This is a genomic window from Aquabacterium sp. CECT 9606, from assembly GCF_918741295.1.
In the GTDB taxonomy this organism is placed as follows: Bacteria; Pseudomonadota; Gammaproteobacteria; order Burkholderiales; family Burkholderiaceae_C; genus Aquabacterium.
In genome coordinates this window covers 888,464-903,383 of the sequence record NZ_CAKKNB010000001.1, presented here as the reverse complement: position 1 = coordinate 903,383, position 14,920 = coordinate 888,464, and the positions used below count along the sequence as shown (strand labels likewise).

12 protein-coding genes are annotated in these 14,920 nt (G+C 63.6%); 3 read left to right on the top strand and 9 right to left on the bottom strand.

Features of this window, described 5'->3' with window-relative positions; all coding sequences use genetic code 11:
* Positions 1–315: 315 nt before the first annotated feature.
* Positions 316–1,878: a murein biosynthesis integral membrane protein MurJ gene (murJ, locus tag LQ232_RS04185; RefSeq protein WP_230179115.1), complete on the bottom strand. Its 1,563-nt coding sequence runs from the start codon at positions 1,876–1,878 to the stop codon at positions 316–318.
* A gap of 162 nt (positions 1,879–2,040) precedes the next feature.
* Here murJ and rpsT point away from each other — a divergent pair, with 162 nt between their 5' ends.
* Positions 2,041–2,340: a 30S ribosomal protein S20 gene (gene rpsT, locus LQ232_RS04180; protein ID WP_230179114.1), complete on the top strand. Its 300-nt coding sequence runs from the start codon at positions 2,041–2,043 to the stop codon at positions 2,338–2,340.
* Positions 2,341–2,445: 105 nt separating this feature from the next.
* Here the strand turns inward: rpsT and LQ232_RS04175 are convergent, their stop codons facing one another.
* Positions 2,446–2,772, bottom strand: coding sequence for a DUF3579 domain-containing protein (locus LQ232_RS04175; protein WP_371820135.1), 327 nt, complete (start codon positions 2,770–2,772; stop codon positions 2,446–2,448).
* Positions 2,773–3,037: 265 nt separating this feature from the next.
* Between LQ232_RS04175 and LQ232_RS04170 the strand changes: the two genes are divergently transcribed.
* Both LQ232_RS04170 and argF read left to right on the top strand, forming a co-directional pair.
* The gene (locus LQ232_RS04170) at positions 3,038–4,240 is read left to right on the top strand and encodes an aspartate aminotransferase family protein (RefSeq protein ID WP_230179112.1); all 1,203 of its coding nucleotides are present in this window, start codon (positions 3,038–3,040) and stop codon (positions 4,238–4,240) included.
* Positions 4,241–4,242: 2 nt separating this feature from the next.
* Positions 4,243–5,175, top strand: a complete 933-nt coding sequence (gene argF / locus LQ232_RS04165) for an ornithine carbamoyltransferase (protein ID WP_230179111.1) — start codon at positions 4,243–4,245, stop codon at positions 5,173–5,175.
* A 17-nt stretch (positions 5,176–5,192) separates the two neighbouring features.
* Here argF and LQ232_RS23575 read toward each other — a convergent pair whose 3' ends face one another.
* The 7 genes from LQ232_RS23575 to flhB form a co-directional block, all read right to left on the bottom strand.
* Positions 5,193–6,623, bottom strand: coding sequence for a methyl-accepting chemotaxis protein (locus LQ232_RS23575; protein WP_305878482.1), 1,431 nt, complete (start codon positions 6,621–6,623; stop codon positions 5,193–5,195).
* Between the two features lie 61 nt (positions 6,624–6,684).
* Positions 6,685–7,974, bottom strand: a complete 1,290-nt coding sequence (locus LQ232_RS04155; RefSeq protein WP_230179110.1) for a methyl-accepting chemotaxis protein — start codon at positions 7,972–7,974, stop codon at positions 6,685–6,687.
* 97 nt (positions 7,975–8,071) lie between these two features.
* Positions 8,072–8,785 (bottom strand): RNA polymerase sigma factor FliA, encoded by a 714-nt coding sequence (locus tag LQ232_RS04150; RefSeq protein ID WP_230179109.1) that lies wholly within the window; start codon positions 8,783–8,785, stop codon positions 8,072–8,074.
* Positions 8,786–8,802: 17 nt separating this feature from the next.
* Complete coding sequence (locus tag LQ232_RS04145) at positions 8,803–9,630, bottom strand: flagellar biosynthesis protein (protein ID WP_230179108.1); 828 nt, start codon at positions 9,628–9,630, stop codon at positions 8,803–8,805.
* Between the two features lie 13 nt (positions 9,631–9,643).
* Entirely contained in the window at positions 9,644–11,425 is a 1,782-nt protein-coding gene (gene flhF, locus LQ232_RS04140; protein WP_230179107.1) for a flagellar biosynthesis protein FlhF, read from the bottom strand.
* Complete coding sequence (flhA, locus tag LQ232_RS04135; protein ID WP_230179106.1) at positions 11,422–13,533, bottom strand: flagellar biosynthesis protein FlhA; 2,112 nt, start codon at positions 13,531–13,533, stop codon at positions 11,422–11,424. The genes flhF and flhA overlap by 4 nt, the downstream gene beginning before the upstream one ends.
* The gene (gene flhB / locus LQ232_RS04130) at positions 13,530–14,675 is read right to left on the bottom strand and encodes a flagellar biosynthesis protein FlhB (RefSeq protein ID WP_230179105.1); all 1,146 of its coding nucleotides are present in this window, start codon (positions 14,673–14,675) and stop codon (positions 13,530–13,532) included. Before flhB ends, flhA begins: the two co-directional genes overlap by 4 nt.
* Positions 14,676–14,920 lie beyond the last annotated feature (245 nt).

Sequence of the window (14,920 nt, the reverse complement as noted above, 5' to 3'; positions counted from 1 at the left end):
CTTGACATGCCACCAGCAGGGCGAAAAAGGGCTGGGCGGGCATCCGGCGGGGCGCCTTGTTGGTGCTGAGGAGCGGAGTGGCGAGGTGGGCGCGCGAAGCGCGCATCGTCATCTGGCTTGTCGCCGATGTTTGAACGAAGCGCCTGAAGGGCGCGCAGTGAGTTTCGGCGACACCACCTCGGCGCGAGCACCGCAAGGGCGTCTCGCTTGAAAAGCGGGACCACCAACATGAAGCCCTGCCGGATGCCCGCCCAGCCCGCGCCCTGCGCCGCCTGCAAAAACCCACAACCCCTGCGAACCGGCAGACCAAGAAAACTAACGCTTGATGGCCTGGCGCAGGTTCATGCCCGACAGCAGCAAAGTGCCAAAGTAAAGCACCCCCGCCGCCGCCAGACAGCCGGCCATCAGCCCCACACGCAGGAGCGGCTGACCATGCAAGCCCAGCCAGTCAATGCGGTGCGCCGCGAACCACAGCAACACGCCCAACAAGCCAGACGCCAGCACCACGCGCAGCGCGAACAACACCCATCCCGGCGAAGGCTGATACCGCCCCGCGCGCCGCAAGCCAATCAGCAACCAGGTGGCATTGATCAGCGAGGCCACACCAATCGACAAGGCCAGGCCGGCATGGCCCAGCCAAGGCACGAACACCAGGTTGAGCAACTGCGTGAAAACCAGCACCGTGATGCCGATGCGCACTGGCGTGCGGATATCCTGCGTCGCGTAAAAGCCGGGCGCCAAGATCTTGATGCCGACCAGGCCCATCAGCCCCACGCCATAGCCACTCAGGGCCAGCACCGTCTGGCGCACATCGGTCGGGCTGAAACGGCCATAGTGGTACAGCACGGACACCAGCGGCTCGGCAAACAACAACAAGGCCACGGCGCAAGGCAGCGCCAGCAAGACCACGAGGCGCAAGCCCCAATCCAGCAAGTTGGAAAACTCGGTCTTGTCACCACTGGCTTGCGCCTTGGACAGCTGCGGCAACAGCACCACGCCCAGGGCCACGCCCAGCATGGCGGTCGGGAACTCCATCAGGCGGTCGGCGTAAGTCAGCCACGAGACTGAGCCGGCCTGCAGATGCGATGCGATCTGCGTGTTGACCAGCAAGGACAACTGCGCCACAGACACACCCAGCACCGCCGGCCCCATTTGGCGCAGGATGCGCCGCACGCCCTGGTGATGCCACGCCGCTTTGATGCCCGACCACGAAACGCCAATGCTGGGCAACGATTTGATCCGAACCAGTGCGGGGATCTGGATGCCCAGCTGCGCCACGCCCCCCACCATCACGCCCACGGCCAGCGCCAACACCGGGTCCAGGCCATGGGCCCGAAACACAGGCGCCGCGAACCACGCCGCGGCGATCACCGACAGGTTGAGCAATACCGGGGTGGCGGCCGGCACCGCGAAACGCCCCCAGGTGTTGAGGATGCCCGCGCTCAGCGCCACCAAGGACATGAAGCCGATGTAAGGAAACATCCAGCGCGTCATCACCACCGCTGCGTCGAACCCGCCGCTCTCGCGCAGTCCAGAGGCCATCAACCACACCAAGACCGGTGCCCCCACCACGCCCAGCACGCTCACCACCAGCAAAGTCCAGAACAGGACCGTGGCCACGGCGTTGATGAGCAGGCGGGTGCCTTCATCGCCCTGACGGGTGCGGCTTTCGGACAGGATGGGCACGAAGGCTTGCGAAAAGGCCCCTTCGGCGAAAAGGCGGCGCAGCAGATTCGGGATGCGGAAAGCGACATTGAAGGCGTCGGTGGTGGCGCTGGCCCCGAAGGCGGCGGCAATCAGCAGTTCGCGGACGAGGCCGGTGATGCGTGATGCCAGGGTCAGCAGGGAGACGATGGACGCGGATTTCAGCAAACTCATCGCCGGGATTATAGGAAGCGCGCGCCCGGCCTAGGCAAAAGCTTTCGGGGACGTTATAATCGTCGGCTTTTCCACCAACATCGGCTTTGTGGGGTGCGAATTGGCCGCCAGGGTTGCAAAACCCGAGGTTTGACCAGGCATCCGCAAGGCCCATTAAAAATCATGCCATCAGCATCGAAGCCCAAAAAGACCGTCCGCATTGCCTCTGGCCGCAAGCGCGTTCGTCAAGACGTCCGCCTGAACGCCGCCAATTCGGCCCTGCGTTCGAAGTTCCGCACCGCCATCAAGGGCGTGCTCAAGGCTGTCAAGGCTGGCGACAAGGCCCAGGCCTCTGACGCTTTCAAGACCGCCCAAAGCGTGATCGATTCGATCGCCGACAAGGGTCTGTTCCACAAGAACAAGGCTGCTCGCCACAAGAGCCGCCTGTCGGCCAAGGTCAAAGCCCTGGCTACCGCTGCCTGATCCACAGATCAGCCAACCGGGCTTCGGCCTCGGTTGTCAAAGGTCTGCAAAAAAGCCCGCAAAAAAGGTCCGCTTCAAGCGGGCCTTTTGCTTTTGGCGGCCTGTTCATTCCCTGCCAGGCAATGAACAGGCATCCGTCACTTGCAAATCGTTGTCGCGGGCAAAGTTCATCACAAAGTCCCAGGCCATGGGCTCCAGGTCACGCAAGGCTTCGTTGACGATCACACATTTGACGTCGCCAATCGATGTCGGCACGCAATAGGGTGAATAACCAATGTGGGCTGAACGGCCCATGTGGGCCGCCCCGGGCCTGAAAGATGACATGGCCCCCGCCAGGCGCTCGGCCCAATCGCTGGGCCGAAAAGTCTTGCCTGATTTGGTCAGGCCCTGGATGAAAACCTCGCGAGGTTTGGAACTTCGGGGGGGAGTCAATGACACGTTGGGGCTTTCGATGGCGGCCGGTTTTGCCGGCGTGCTGCAAAGAGAGGTCGCGACTTCAAGGGTGGTATCCATCGGCAACAGCCCCACATTGTCGATCACAAGACTGGTGCGTCGCAACATTGATGCCAGTAACCCCGTGCATCGGGGGGCGCAAACACAACGCTCCCGAGGGCGCGCCGAAGCCGCGCCTTTTCCTTAGAATGCCCGTAGCGCGGTATTGCCACTGCGCTTTTTCTTTTTTGCGAGAAACCAAGCCATGAACGCCCCTGTGACGATGCCCCACGTGATGCCCACTTATGGACGCCTGCCCATTGCCTTGTCGCACGGCCAGGGCGTCCGAGTCTGGGACACCGATGGCCGCGAGTACCTGGACGCGCTGGCTGGCATCGCCGTGAACACGCTGGGCCACAACCACGCCAAGCTGGTGCCCGCACTGCAAGACCAGCTCACCAAGCTGATCCACAGCTGCAACTACTACCAGGTACCACTGCAAGAAGAATTGGCGCGCCTGCTGGTCGAGCGCTCGGGCCTGACCAATGTGTTCTTCTGCAACTCTGGCCTGGAGGCCAACGAAGCCGCGCTCAAGATCGCGCGCAAGTTCGGCCATGAAAAGGGCATCGACAAGCCTGAAGTGATCGTTTATGAGAAGGCCTTCCATGGCCGCTCGATCGCCACACTGTCGGCCACGGGCAATCCCAAGGTCTGGGCTGGCTTTGAGCCCCTGGTCGAAGGCTTTGTGCGCGTGCCGCTGAACGATGTCGCCGCGTTGAACGAAGTGGCCGAGACCCACCCCAATGTGGTGGCGGTGTTCCTGGAAGTGATCCAGGGCGAAGGCGGCGTGAACCCCGCCCGCAACGACTACCTGCAGGCCGTGCGCAAGCTGTGCGACGAGCGTGGCTGGTTGCTCATGCTGGACGAAGTGCAATGCGGCATTGGCCGCACCGGCAAGTGGTTCGCGCACCAATGGGCCGGCATCCAGCCTGACGTGATGCCGCTGGCCAAGGGCTTGGGCTCGGGCGTGCCGATCGGCGCGGTGGTGTGCGGCCCCAAGGCAGCCAATGTGCTGCAGCCAGGCAACCACGGCACCACCTTTGGCGGCAACCCGCTGGCCATGCGCGCCGGGGTCGAGACCTTCAAGATCATGGAAGAAGATGGCCTGCTGGCCAATGCCGACCGCGTGGGCGCTCACCTCAGGTCCGCACTGACGCGCGAGTTGGGCGAGCTGAAAGGCGTGGCCGAGATCCGCGGCCAGGGCCTGATGATCGGCATCGAACTGGACCGCCCTTGCGGCGTGCTGCTGAGCCGGGCCATGGAAGCCGGCCTGCTGCTGAGCGTGACCGCCGACAAGGTGATCCGCCTGCTGCCCGCCCTGATCCTGACCACGGAAGAAGCCGACCAGATCGTGGCCTTGCTGGTGCCCCTGGTCAAACAGTTCCTGAACGAAACCAACGCGGCCTGAGCATGAAACCCGGATCCAGCCTGATCAAGCACTACCTGCAGTTCAAGGACCTCCGCGCCGAGGAATACGCCTACCTGTTCGAGCGCGCGGGCCTGATCAAGCGCCGCTTCAAGAACTACGAGAAGTACCAGCCGCTGGCCGACCGCACGCTGGCCATGATCTTCGAGAAGGCCTCCACGCGCACCCGCGTGAGCTTTGAAGCGGGCATGTACCAGATGGGTGGCTCGGTGGTGCACCTGACCACCGACGGTAGCCAGTTGGGCCGCAGCGAGCCGATCGAGGACAGCGCGAAGGTCATCTCGCGCATGGTTGACATCGTGATGATCCGCACCTACGAGCAGTCCAAGCTGGTGAAGTTCGCGGCCAACTCGCGCGTCCCGGTCATCAACGGGCTGACCAACGAATACCACCCCTGTCAGATCCTGGCCGACATCTTCACCTACATCGAGCACCGAGGCACGATCCAGGGCAAGGTGGTGGCCTGGGTGGGCGATGGCAACAACATGGCCAACACTTGGCTGCAGGCAGCCGAGATCCTGGGCTTCACGGTGCACGTGAGCACCCCCAGCGGCTATGAGATCGACCCAGTGGTGGCCGGCATCAACAACACGGCCTGCTACAAGGTCTTCAAGGACCCGATGGACGCCTGCCGAGGTGCTTCGCTGGTCACCACCGATGTGTGGACCAGCATGGGATTCGAGGCCGAGAACGAAGAGCGCCGCCTGGCCTTTGCCGACTGGTGTGTGGACGAAGAGATGATGGGCGTGGCCCAGCCCGATGCCCTGTTCATGCACTGCCTGCCCGCCCACCGCGGCGAGGAAGTGGCCGCCGAGGTGATCGACGGCCCGCAGTCAGTGGTGTGGGATGAGGCCGAGAACCGGCTTCACGTGCAGAAGGTGCTGATGGAGTACCTGCTGTTGGGCCGCATTGGCTGACCCAGGCTGAGGAACGCTCAGCGCTGAAGCGACACAGGCACGCGGAACACATCCATTGCGTGCGACAGCTCGTCGGCCTGGCGGCTCAGGCTCTCGGCGGCAGCGGCTGTTTGTTCCACCAAGGCGGCGTTGTGTTGCGTGGCTTGGTCCATGCGGCCAATGGCTTGGTTGATCTGGCCAATGCCGTCGTTCTGTTCCGAGCTGGAGACCGCGATCAAGCCCACCAGTTCCGTCACGCGGCGCACCTGGCCCACCAGCTCGCCCATGGTCTGGCCCGCGCTGTCGACTTGCGTCGAGCCGGCCTCGACCTGGTCCACGCTGCTGCCAATCAATTGCTTGATTTCCTTGGCGGCTTCAGCGCTGCGTTGCGCCAGCATGCGCACCTCTGAGGCCACCACCGCGAAGCCGCGGCCTTGCTCGCCAGCCCGGGCGGCTTCCACCGCCGCGTTCAGCGCCAGGATGTTGGTTTGGAAGGCAATGCCATCGATCACGCCAATGATGTCGGTGATCTTGCGGCTGGATTGCTGGATGTCACTCATGGTGGTGACCACGCGGCTCACCGACTCGCCGCCCGCCAATGCGAATTGGGATGCGGTGCCCGCCAGCTGATTGGCTTGCTGCGCGTTGGTCGAGGTGGACTTGATGGAGCTGACGATCATCTCTACCGAGGCCGCGGTTTCTTCGATGCTCGCGGCCGCCTGCTCGGTGCGCTGGCTCAGCGACTGGTTGCCTGCAGATATCTCACCGGAGGCCACACGCACGGATTCAGCTGCCTGGCGCACCTGGTTGATCGACTGGGCGATGTGGCGCAGGGCGTCCAGCAGTCGCATGGTGCGCCAGTCGTCAGACCGGGTATCGGCCACCGACAAGTCCACGCTGCCATCGTCCGCGCGCAAACGGTCCACGATGGACATCAGTTCCTGGGCGGTGGCAAAGTCTTTGCGGGCCTGGGCGGCCAAGAACAAAAGCACCGCCGCTTCAGCCACGACATACAGCGCATGCTCTACCACTTTGCCAAAGCCTGGCTCGGTAAAACAGAGAGGGCCCCAAGCCCAGGTTTGAAGTTGGTTGAACAAGACGTGGTGCACCGCGATCGTGGTGGCCCCCACCAGGATGGGCACCGCTTTGCGGTAGGTGACCAGGCAGGCCATGAATGCGAAGACGGCGAAGTGCGCCTCGTTGTGGCCACGCGCCACGTGGATCATCAAGCCGACCATGCCCATCCCCAGCGCGGGCAAAAGCCATTGACTGAGCGGACCGCCACGCGAACTGGTGGTCACCAGCAAAGCCGCGATCATGATCGGCACACCGATGGCCAGGGCCAGGCTCACGCCGCCGTAAACGCCGCCATACACCACAGCACCAAGCAGCGTCGCGGCAATGGCCGACAGCACGACAAAGTCCTGCGCTTGGATCTTCCAGACAGAACGGGAGGTGTCTTGGCTCATGGTGTAGCTTGATGGGATGTCACTGTATTTCGGCCAAAAGTCCGAATACTTTAGAAATCGCTCAGAACTTGTAGGCCAGACGCAGCCCGCCCCAATGGCGGCCTTGCACGATGATGGGCGCAGAGGCCTCTTTCAACAGCACGAAGTGGCCGCCGCCCATGTCGCGCCGGTAGGTCTGCAACAGGAAGGGGCGCTGGTTGCGGGCCGAGGCCAGGCCGGTGCGGTCGTTGAAAACGCGGCGCCAGCGCGAGTTGGCCGTGTTCCACACCACATCGCCCGCCCGCTGCGGCTGGCAGTACTTCTTGTTGTGGGTGGAGATGTAGCCGTTGCGGTCGGCCGAGATGCAAAACACGATCTCTGGCAAGGCCGTCAGCGCGGCTTCCTGGATAACCGGGAAGCTGGCATCGGTGACCGCGTTGAATTTGGTTTGATGCTGCTGCGGCTGGCTGCCCTGGATGGGGCGGTAGTGCTCGTCGAACAGGTCGGCCAGGCTGATCTTGCCGTTGGACACGGCCGACTCCAAGACGTGGGCAATCTGGCCAGCCACGCTTTGGGCCAGTTCGATGTACGGTGTATCGGCTGTGCGGACCCCGCTGCCCGCGATCAACTCCATCAAGCGCTCGGACACGCCCAGCACGGCTTCGCTGCGCTTCATCGCGGTGTTCAGCGCCGTGTGCGTGCGCTTGATTTGCGCGCCCATTTGCGACACCTGCTGGTTCACACCATCCGACAGGCCACGGCTTTGATCCGCGGCTTCAGTGATGTGCAACACGCCTGTCTCGACTTGCGTCAAGGCCTGGTGAAACGTGACACGCTGGGTGCGGCCATCACCCGATGTGGCAACCTCATCCCGCGACAGCAACTCGCGCGACAAGGCCTGGATGCGGTCGTCCAGTTGGCTGACTGTGCTCATGATGGTTTTCGAGGTGGCTTCCACCTGCGTGGCCAAGTCCTTGACCGCATCGGCCACCACGGAGAACCCCCGTCCTGCTTCGCCCGCGCGCTTGGCTTCGACCGAGGCGTTGAACGCCACCAGCCGGGTTTGCAAAGCCACCTGGGTGATGTCGCGCGCGGCCGAGGCCACCTGCTTGAGCGTGTCGACCACCTGGGACACCTCGTGACCCACGTGTTCCACGCTTTGGCGGGCTTGCGCCACGGAGGCCAAGCTCTGGTGGCTGGTGCCCTGGATGCGGTGCTGGGCCTGGCCGATGTCTTTCAACTGGCCGGCCAGCACGGTGAAGCCTTCTTCCTGTTGCAAAGCCACGGCGGAGGAATCCTCCAGCGTGCCCCGCAGTTCGGCGGCTTCATGGCCAAGACCATCAGTGTCTTGCTGGAGCTTTTGCGCCAGCATGTGCACATCAGAGTGAGATTTCTGCGCCGAATCAGTCAATGCAGACGAAGTTGCCGGCGCTGCAACCTGGTCCTTGCGCTTGAAACCCCACACGTGATCACCACTCTCTCAGTTTGACCCTCAGACGGGCGATGGACTGGCTGTGCAATTGGCAGACCCGCGATTCGGTCACGCCCAGCACGGCGGCGATTTCCTTGAGGTTCATGTCCTGCTCGTAGTACATGCTCATCACGAACTGCTCGCGTTCCGGCAGATTCTTGATGGCCTCGACCAGGGCGGAGCGCATGCGGTGGTCCGCGAGCAGGGCCAGGGGGTCGTTGCCTTCGTCAGTCACATGGCGGTCGAGGTAGTCGTTGTCGCCATCCTCGCCGCTCATGTCTTCCAGGTGGATGAGTTGGGTGCCACGCACCTTGCCCAGCATCTCCTGGTAGTCGGCCAGGGACATGTCCATTTCCTTGGCGATTTCGCTTTCCTGCGGCGCGCGGCCCAGGCGCTGCTCCAGCCGGTGCACGGCACCTTCGATGTCGCGCTGCTGCTTGCGGGTGCCGCGGCTCATCCAATCGGCGCCGCGCAGCTCGTCGAGCATGGCGCCGCGGATGCGCTGGGTGGCGAAGGTTTCGAACTGCACGCCCTGCCCTGCGTCGAAGCGGGTCAAGGCGTCGCTCAGGCCGATCATGCCAACCTGGATCAGGTCATCGATCTCGACGTTGGCCGGCAACTTGGCAATCATCTGGTGAGCCAGACGTCGCACCAGCGAGCTGTATTGCTTGAGCTGGGCGTCCATATCGAGGCGGCCTTTGGCGGTGTACATGCGCTGCTCCATGAACATCAATTGAGTACGGGGGCCATGCGCGACGGCAAGGCAGACCCTGGTGAGACCAAATGGTCGAATGCGGCATCGCCCAAGGTGAGCGGCAAGGCACACTGCAAAAGTCCGGCGGCCAGTTCCATGAACCGAGGGCTGGGGTCTTGGCTGGCCGGCTCGTGGGGATTGATGCGCAGCCAGTCACGTTGCGCAGCACCGAGGAAGTTGTCCGCGCACTGGCCCAGGCGTTCGGCCACGGCATCGGCCTGGTCCGAGTGGGGGTGTGCACACACCAGCAGGTCGTAGGCCAACCACGGGCCCCGCTGGCTCATGATCTTGACGGCGGCGTAGGCCTGCTTGAGACCTTCGGCCACGTCGTTGGTGAAGACCAGTGGCCGCAGGTTGCCGTGCCGTGCACGCTCGCCAAAGATGCGCACCAGTTCGCTGGCCGAGGCATGCACCAGCACCGCATCGCATTGCGGTGCAGCATCGGCCAGGGCATGCAGCAAGCTGGCACAAGAACCTCGTGCATCGGCATGCCGCAGCGGCAGGCCGCGGGCGGCCAGGTAGCTCACCTGCTTGGACAAAGGTTCGATGCCTTCGCTCAAATCAAATTCAGCCAATTCGCTGGGCGCTCGGGCCTGGTCACCGGCGTCCACCACCAAAGTGTGCAGGCCAAAGCTGGCGTAGGCAGCGCACAGGCGCTCCAGCACCACCCCGCCACACACTGCGCCCGGGTTGGCCACCACGGGCACGAAACGCAGCACGCGCGAGGCGAACATCTGGCGCAAACCCTGGGCCTGGTCGGCTGGCGGGCTGGCAGCGTAGGTTTGAGGCGAAAAACTGGTCATGGGCAGCGACAGGTCAAAGCGCGGACGGAGAGGCCGTGACGTCGGTCATGGCGGGGGTCGAGAACACCAGGCTGACTTCATTGGGATCCAGGCGGTACGCGGGATTGAGGCTGGCGCGCAGAGCGCGGTGCACCAAAGCCTGCGATGACAGTCTGTGCCAATCTTCTGGCACGCGTTGGCCGTTGGCGACGCCCAGCACCTTGGATTTGTGACGGATTAACGCATCCAGCGCCGGACCGAGCTTCACGGCCTCGTCCAGCTTGGACAGGATGACCCCGGCGCAGGCATTGACCTGGTAGGACGCCATCACGTCTTCGATCGCATCACCTTGCGACGAAGCGTTGATCACCAGCACCTTGCGGATCGCCGGGTGGGCCAGCATCTCCAGCAGATCCTTGGTGCGGCCATCGCGCTGGGCCATGCCGGCCGTGTCGATGAGCACCATCTTCTTGCCGGACAGCAATTCCAGCAGGTCCTCCAGCGCAGCGCGGTCGTGGGCCATGTGCACGGGCACACCCAGGATGCGGCCGTAGGCGCGCAGTTGGTCGTGAGCACCAACGCGGTAGGCGTCCAGCGTGATCAGGCCCAGGTTCTGCGCGCCATGCTTGGCGGCGAACATGGCGGCCAGCTTGGCGGTCGAGGTGGTCTTGCCCACGCCGGTCGAGCCGATCAGGGCAAAGATCCCGCCCTGGTCTTCGATGGCCAGTTCCTTGTCGGCGGTGTTCAGGTTGCGTTGCAGCACCTGGGCGGCCCACACGTTTTCATCTTGAGCGCCAGAGCTCACTTCGGCGGGCATGGCGTCCAGCATCTTGCGGATCAGCACCGCCGAGAAGCCACCGTCCAACAGTTTTTGGGCCAGGCCAGCCTGGGCAGGCGTGCGGCGCAGCTTTTCGATGAAGGCGATGGTTTCAAACCGCTCTTTCATCATGGCCCGCATGGCGCGCAGCTCATTGAGCATCGAGGCATTGGCGTCTTGCGAGGCCTTCAGCGCGGCCATGGTGGCAGCGTCGGGGCGCGAACTGTCGACCGAGGCGGTGCTGCGGCCAGTCACGGCTTTGAGCGTCAGCTCAGCGGGGTCACTGGCGGGACGGACGGCCTTGGCAGGCGCCTGGCGAGCTGGCTGAGCCTCCTCACGCGATTCGGCGCGCAGTGGCAGCACCTGGGCCACGCGGCTGGTGTCTTGCGGCGCAGGGCGAACGGCTTGCACTGGAGGACGGGCTGCAGCGGCTTGAACCGGGACCGAAGGCGAGGATAACCAGGCCTCCAGGCCCGCCGACAGGTCAACATTGGGGCTTGACTGCACAGATTGCTGAGCTTTGACATTGCCCAGACGCTGCGAGAGTTGGTCTTCCGGCGTGCCAGCCAACGCGGGCTCGGTGCGGGCGGCCTTCAGGGCCACCTGGCGGCGCTTGAGCATGCGTTCACGCACATAGTCCTGGAAGGACAAGGTGCTCATGGCCAGTTGCTTGACATCGTCCTGCACGGTCGAGGCCAGGTTGGCCATCGCAGAGCGGGCCTGGGATTGAGCGGCGACCGGGGCAACTTCGGCTTTGCGGGCCGGCGCGGCAGCTTGCGTTGCAGCCGCTTGCTGACGGGCGGCAGGCGCACGCTCTTCACGTTCGGCCGGTGGGTACGAGTCCATCGACGGCACGCTGTCGCCAGCCATGGCCAACACCTCGATGCCACCCTCTGGAGCAGGCTTGGTCGACAACACGACAGCGTCGTTGCCAAACTCGAGCTTGACCTTTTGCATGGCCTCGCGTGAGGTGCGTCCAATAAAGCGTTTGACGTTCATGCGTGGCCTCCAATCAGGGTACCGATGCGGATCGAATGGGTCTCAGGGATTTCGCTGTGACCCAGCACCTTCAGACGCGGTGCTGCGCGTTTCAACAAGCGGGCCACCATCGGCCGGATGGCGTCGGGCACCAGCAGGCAGGCGGGGTGGCCCAGGTTTTCCTGGCGCTGGGTGGCGTCGGCCGCCTGGCGCGTGAGGTGGTCGGCCACGCCGGGGTCCAGCATGGGACCGCTGGGTGCGGTCAGGGCCTGGGTGAGCAGGCGTTCCAGATCGGGTTCGATGGCAATCACATCCAGTTCCTTCACCGGGCCGTAAATCTGCTGAACGATCGCCGGGGCCAGGCCGACGCGGATGCGGCGGGCCAGCTCGGCAGGGTCGTTGGCCAGGTGGCCCGCGCCCGAGGTCTGCTCGGCCAGCGTTTCAATGATCGAGCGCATGTCACGGATGTGAACGCCTTCTTCCAACAGGAGCTGCAGCACTTTCTGCAAGGTCGCAATGCCAACCATCTTGGGAACCACGTCTTCGATCAGTTTGGGGGCCAACTTCGTCACATGCTCCACCAGCTGCTGGGTCTCTACCCGTCCCAACAACTTGGCCGCATGGATCTGCATCAAGTGTGAAAGATGCGTGGCCACCACGGTCGAGGGATCAACGACGGTGTACCCGGCCATTTGCGCCGCTTCACGTTGGCGTTCTTCCACCCACACCGCGGGCAATCCGAATGCCGGGTCGACGGCGGCCGTGCCCTTCAAAGGGTTGGTCACGTGGCCGGGGTTGATGGCCATCAGCATGTTGGGGAAGACCTCGCCCTCGCCCACGATGGCGCCGCGCAAAGTGATGCGGTAGAAGCTGGGGCGCAGCTCCAGGTTGTCCTTGATGTGAACGGAAGGCGGTAAAAAGCCCACTTCTTGTGCGAACTTGCGGCGAACGCCCTTGATCCGGGTCAGCAAGTCGCCGCCACGGTCTTTGTCCACCAGCTGGATCAGGCGGTAGCCCACTTCCAGGCCCAGGGTGTCCACGGGCTGCAAATCTTCCCAGGTGGCCTCGCCATTGTTGTTGACGGGGGCCTCGGCGGGTTTGTCGGCCGGCTTGGGCGCATTGCGGGCCGCCTCCTGCTTTTCCTGCATGCGCCAAGCCGCCCAGCCAAAACCACCGGCCATCGGCAAAAACACCAGGCTGGGCATGCCGGGGATCAGGCCCAGCAGGCCGATCACACCCGCCGCCACGCCCATGACCTTGGGGTTCTGGAACATCTGCGTGATGATCTGCGCGCCGACGTCCTCGCCCTTGCCGACGCGGGACACCACCATGGCGGACGCCACCGAGATCAGCAAGGCCGGGATCTGCGCCACCAGCGCGTCACCCACGGCCAGCAGCACATAGGAGCTGGCGGCATCAGCGGCCGACAGGTCATGCTGCGCCACGCCAATGATGAAACCGCCAATGATGTTGATGAACAGGATCAGGATGCCGGCGATCGCATCGCCCCGCACAAACTTGGAGGCACCGTCCATGGCGCCGTGGAATTCAGCCTCTTCGCCCACCTCGATGCGGCGGCGTTTGGCCTCCTTTTCATCGATCAGCCCGGCGTTCAGGTCGGCATCGATGGCCATCTGCTTGCCGGGCATCGCGTCCAAGGTGAAGCGCGCGCCCACTTCGGCAATCCGCTCGGAACCCTTGGTGACCACCACGAAGTTGATCACCACCAGGATGGCGAACACGATGATCCCGACCGCGAAGTTGCCGCCGATCAGGAAGTGACCGAAGGACTCGATCACCGCGCCCGCAGCGCCGGGGCCGTTGTGGCCTTCCAGCAGCACCACCCGAGTCGAGGCCACGTTGAGCGACAGGCGCAGCAGCGTCGTCAGCAACAGCACCGAAGGAAAGGCCGCGAAATCCAGCGGACGCAACATGGTGGCCGACACCATCATCACCATCACCGCCATCGCGATGTTGAAGGTGAAGAAGATGTCCAGCGCCAGCGGCGGCAAGGGCAGGATCATCATGACCAGCACCAGCAACACGGCAATGGGCGCGGCCAGCACCTGGAAGCCCTTGGCGGACTTGCCGCTCATCACGGTTTGAAGTTGTTGCAGGAACGGGTTCATGCGTGTGCAGCCTTATGGGCAGGATCCAGGGAAGCAGGAACGTCCAGGTCAGGCAGGTTGCCCGGCAGGGGCGCCTTGCCGGCCAAAGCCGCTTTGAGTTGGTACACATAGGCCAGCACCTGGGCCACGGCGCCGTACAGGGCCATGGGCACTTCGGCGTCGATCTCGGTGTTGGCGTACAGGGCGCGGGCCAGCGGTGGGGCTTCCAGCACGGGCACCTTGTTCTCGGTGGCCAGGTCGCGGATGCGCAGGGCCAGCAGGTCCAGGCCCTTGGCCACCACGCGGGGGGCGCCCATCTTGCCTTCGTCGTACTTCAGGGCCACGGCATAGTGGGTGGGGTTCATCACCACCAGGTCGGCGGTGGGAATGGCGGCCAACATGCGCTTGCGGCTCATCTCGCGCATCCGTTGCTTGATGCGCTGCTTGGCCTCCATGTTGCCTTCCATCTGCTTCATTTCGTCCTTCTGATCCTGGTGGCTCATCTTCATGCGGCCCATGAACATGAAGCGCTGCAGGGGCCAGTCCACCATGGCGAACAAGGCCAGCACCAGCAACATCGAGGTCATCACGCTGCCCAGCGTCATGCCGAAATCATGGATGGCCGCGGGTAAGGGCAAGCCCATCAGGCTCACCATGTCGGGCCACACGCGGGACAAGAAGAAAGCGCCGGTGCCGCCCAGGATCAAGCCCAGGGCACTGGCTTTCAATGCATCCACCATCTGCTGCTTGGACAGCAAGTTGGCGAAGCCGGTGATGGGGTTGAGCTTGCCAAACTTGGGGAAGATCACCTGGAAGGACATCACCCAGCCGCCCGCCAGGACGCTGGCCGCCACCGAGGCCAGGGCCACGCCCGCGCCAAAGGGCACCACCATCATCATGGCTTGGGTGCTCCACTGCGACAGGCGCTGCAACATGAAGTCGGGGTTGGCCACCGCGCGGGCATCAAAGCGCATGCCGGCATTGAGCTGCAGCTGCATCTTGTCCATCCAGAACGGCGTCAGCGCCATCAGCACACCGGCCGCGGCCAGGATCACCAGGAAGTGCCCCAGATCACGCGAACGAACCACCTGGCCTTCTTCACGGGCTTTCTTAAGCTTCCGCTCTGAGGCTGGTAATTGTTTGTCTTGGGAGCTGTCGGACATGGTGGATGGGTGCCTGGGTGCTTGCTCCGATTCTTGGCGACCCGGCGGAAATCTTGAGCGAGATAAGCGGCTGCCAAAACGCCCAATTCACGCCCCATTTGAGTGTCCAAAATGCATCATTTCCTGATGTGTGATGCATTTCACGGACCTTTTTTGCGCGCATTGCGCATGGCGAGATTGACTGCCATGTGAAACGCGCCTATTTTTAAAGATTGGTGACCGACTTTCCGATATACGGTCGTCTC

Excerpts from the sequence above, each read along its gene's own strand:
- murJ (WP_230179115.1), bottom strand. The coding sequence starts at position 1,878 with ATGAGTTTGCTGAAATCCGCGTCCATCGTCTCCCTGCTGACCCTGGCA.
- rpsT (WP_230179114.1), top strand. The coding sequence starts at position 2,041 with ATGCCATCAGCATCGAAGCCCAAAAAGACCGTCCGCATTGCCTCTGGC.
- LQ232_RS04170 (WP_230179112.1), top strand. The coding sequence starts at position 3,038 with ATGAACGCCCCTGTGACGATGCCCCACGTGATGCCCACTTATGGACGC.
- argF (WP_230179111.1), top strand. The coding sequence starts at position 4,243 with ATGAAACCCGGATCCAGCCTGATCAAGCACTACCTGCAGTTCAAGGAC.
- LQ232_RS23575 (WP_305878482.1), bottom strand. The coding sequence starts at position 6,623 with ATGAGCCAAGACACCTCCCGTTCTGTCTGGAAGATCCAAGCGCAGGAC.
- LQ232_RS04155 (WP_230179110.1), bottom strand. The coding sequence starts at position 7,974 with ATGCTGGCGCAAAAGCTCCAGCAAGACACTGATGGTCTTGGCCATGAA.
- LQ232_RS04150 (WP_230179109.1), bottom strand. The coding sequence starts at position 8,785 with ATGTACACCGCCAAAGGCCGCCTCGATATGGACGCCCAGCTCAAGCAA.
- LQ232_RS04145 (WP_230179108.1), bottom strand. The coding sequence starts at position 9,630 with ATGACCAGTTTTTCGCCTCAAACCTACGCTGCCAGCCCGCCAGCCGAC.
- flhF (WP_230179107.1), bottom strand. The coding sequence starts at position 11,425 with ATGAACGTCAAACGCTTTATTGGACGCACCTCACGCGAGGCCATGCAA.
- flhA (WP_230179106.1), bottom strand. The coding sequence starts at position 13,533 with ATGAACCCGTTCCTGCAACAACTTCAAACCGTGATGAGCGGCAAGTCC.
- flhB (WP_230179105.1), bottom strand. The coding sequence starts at position 14,675 with ATGTCCGACAGCTCCCAAGACAAACAATTACCAGCCTCAGAGCGGAAG.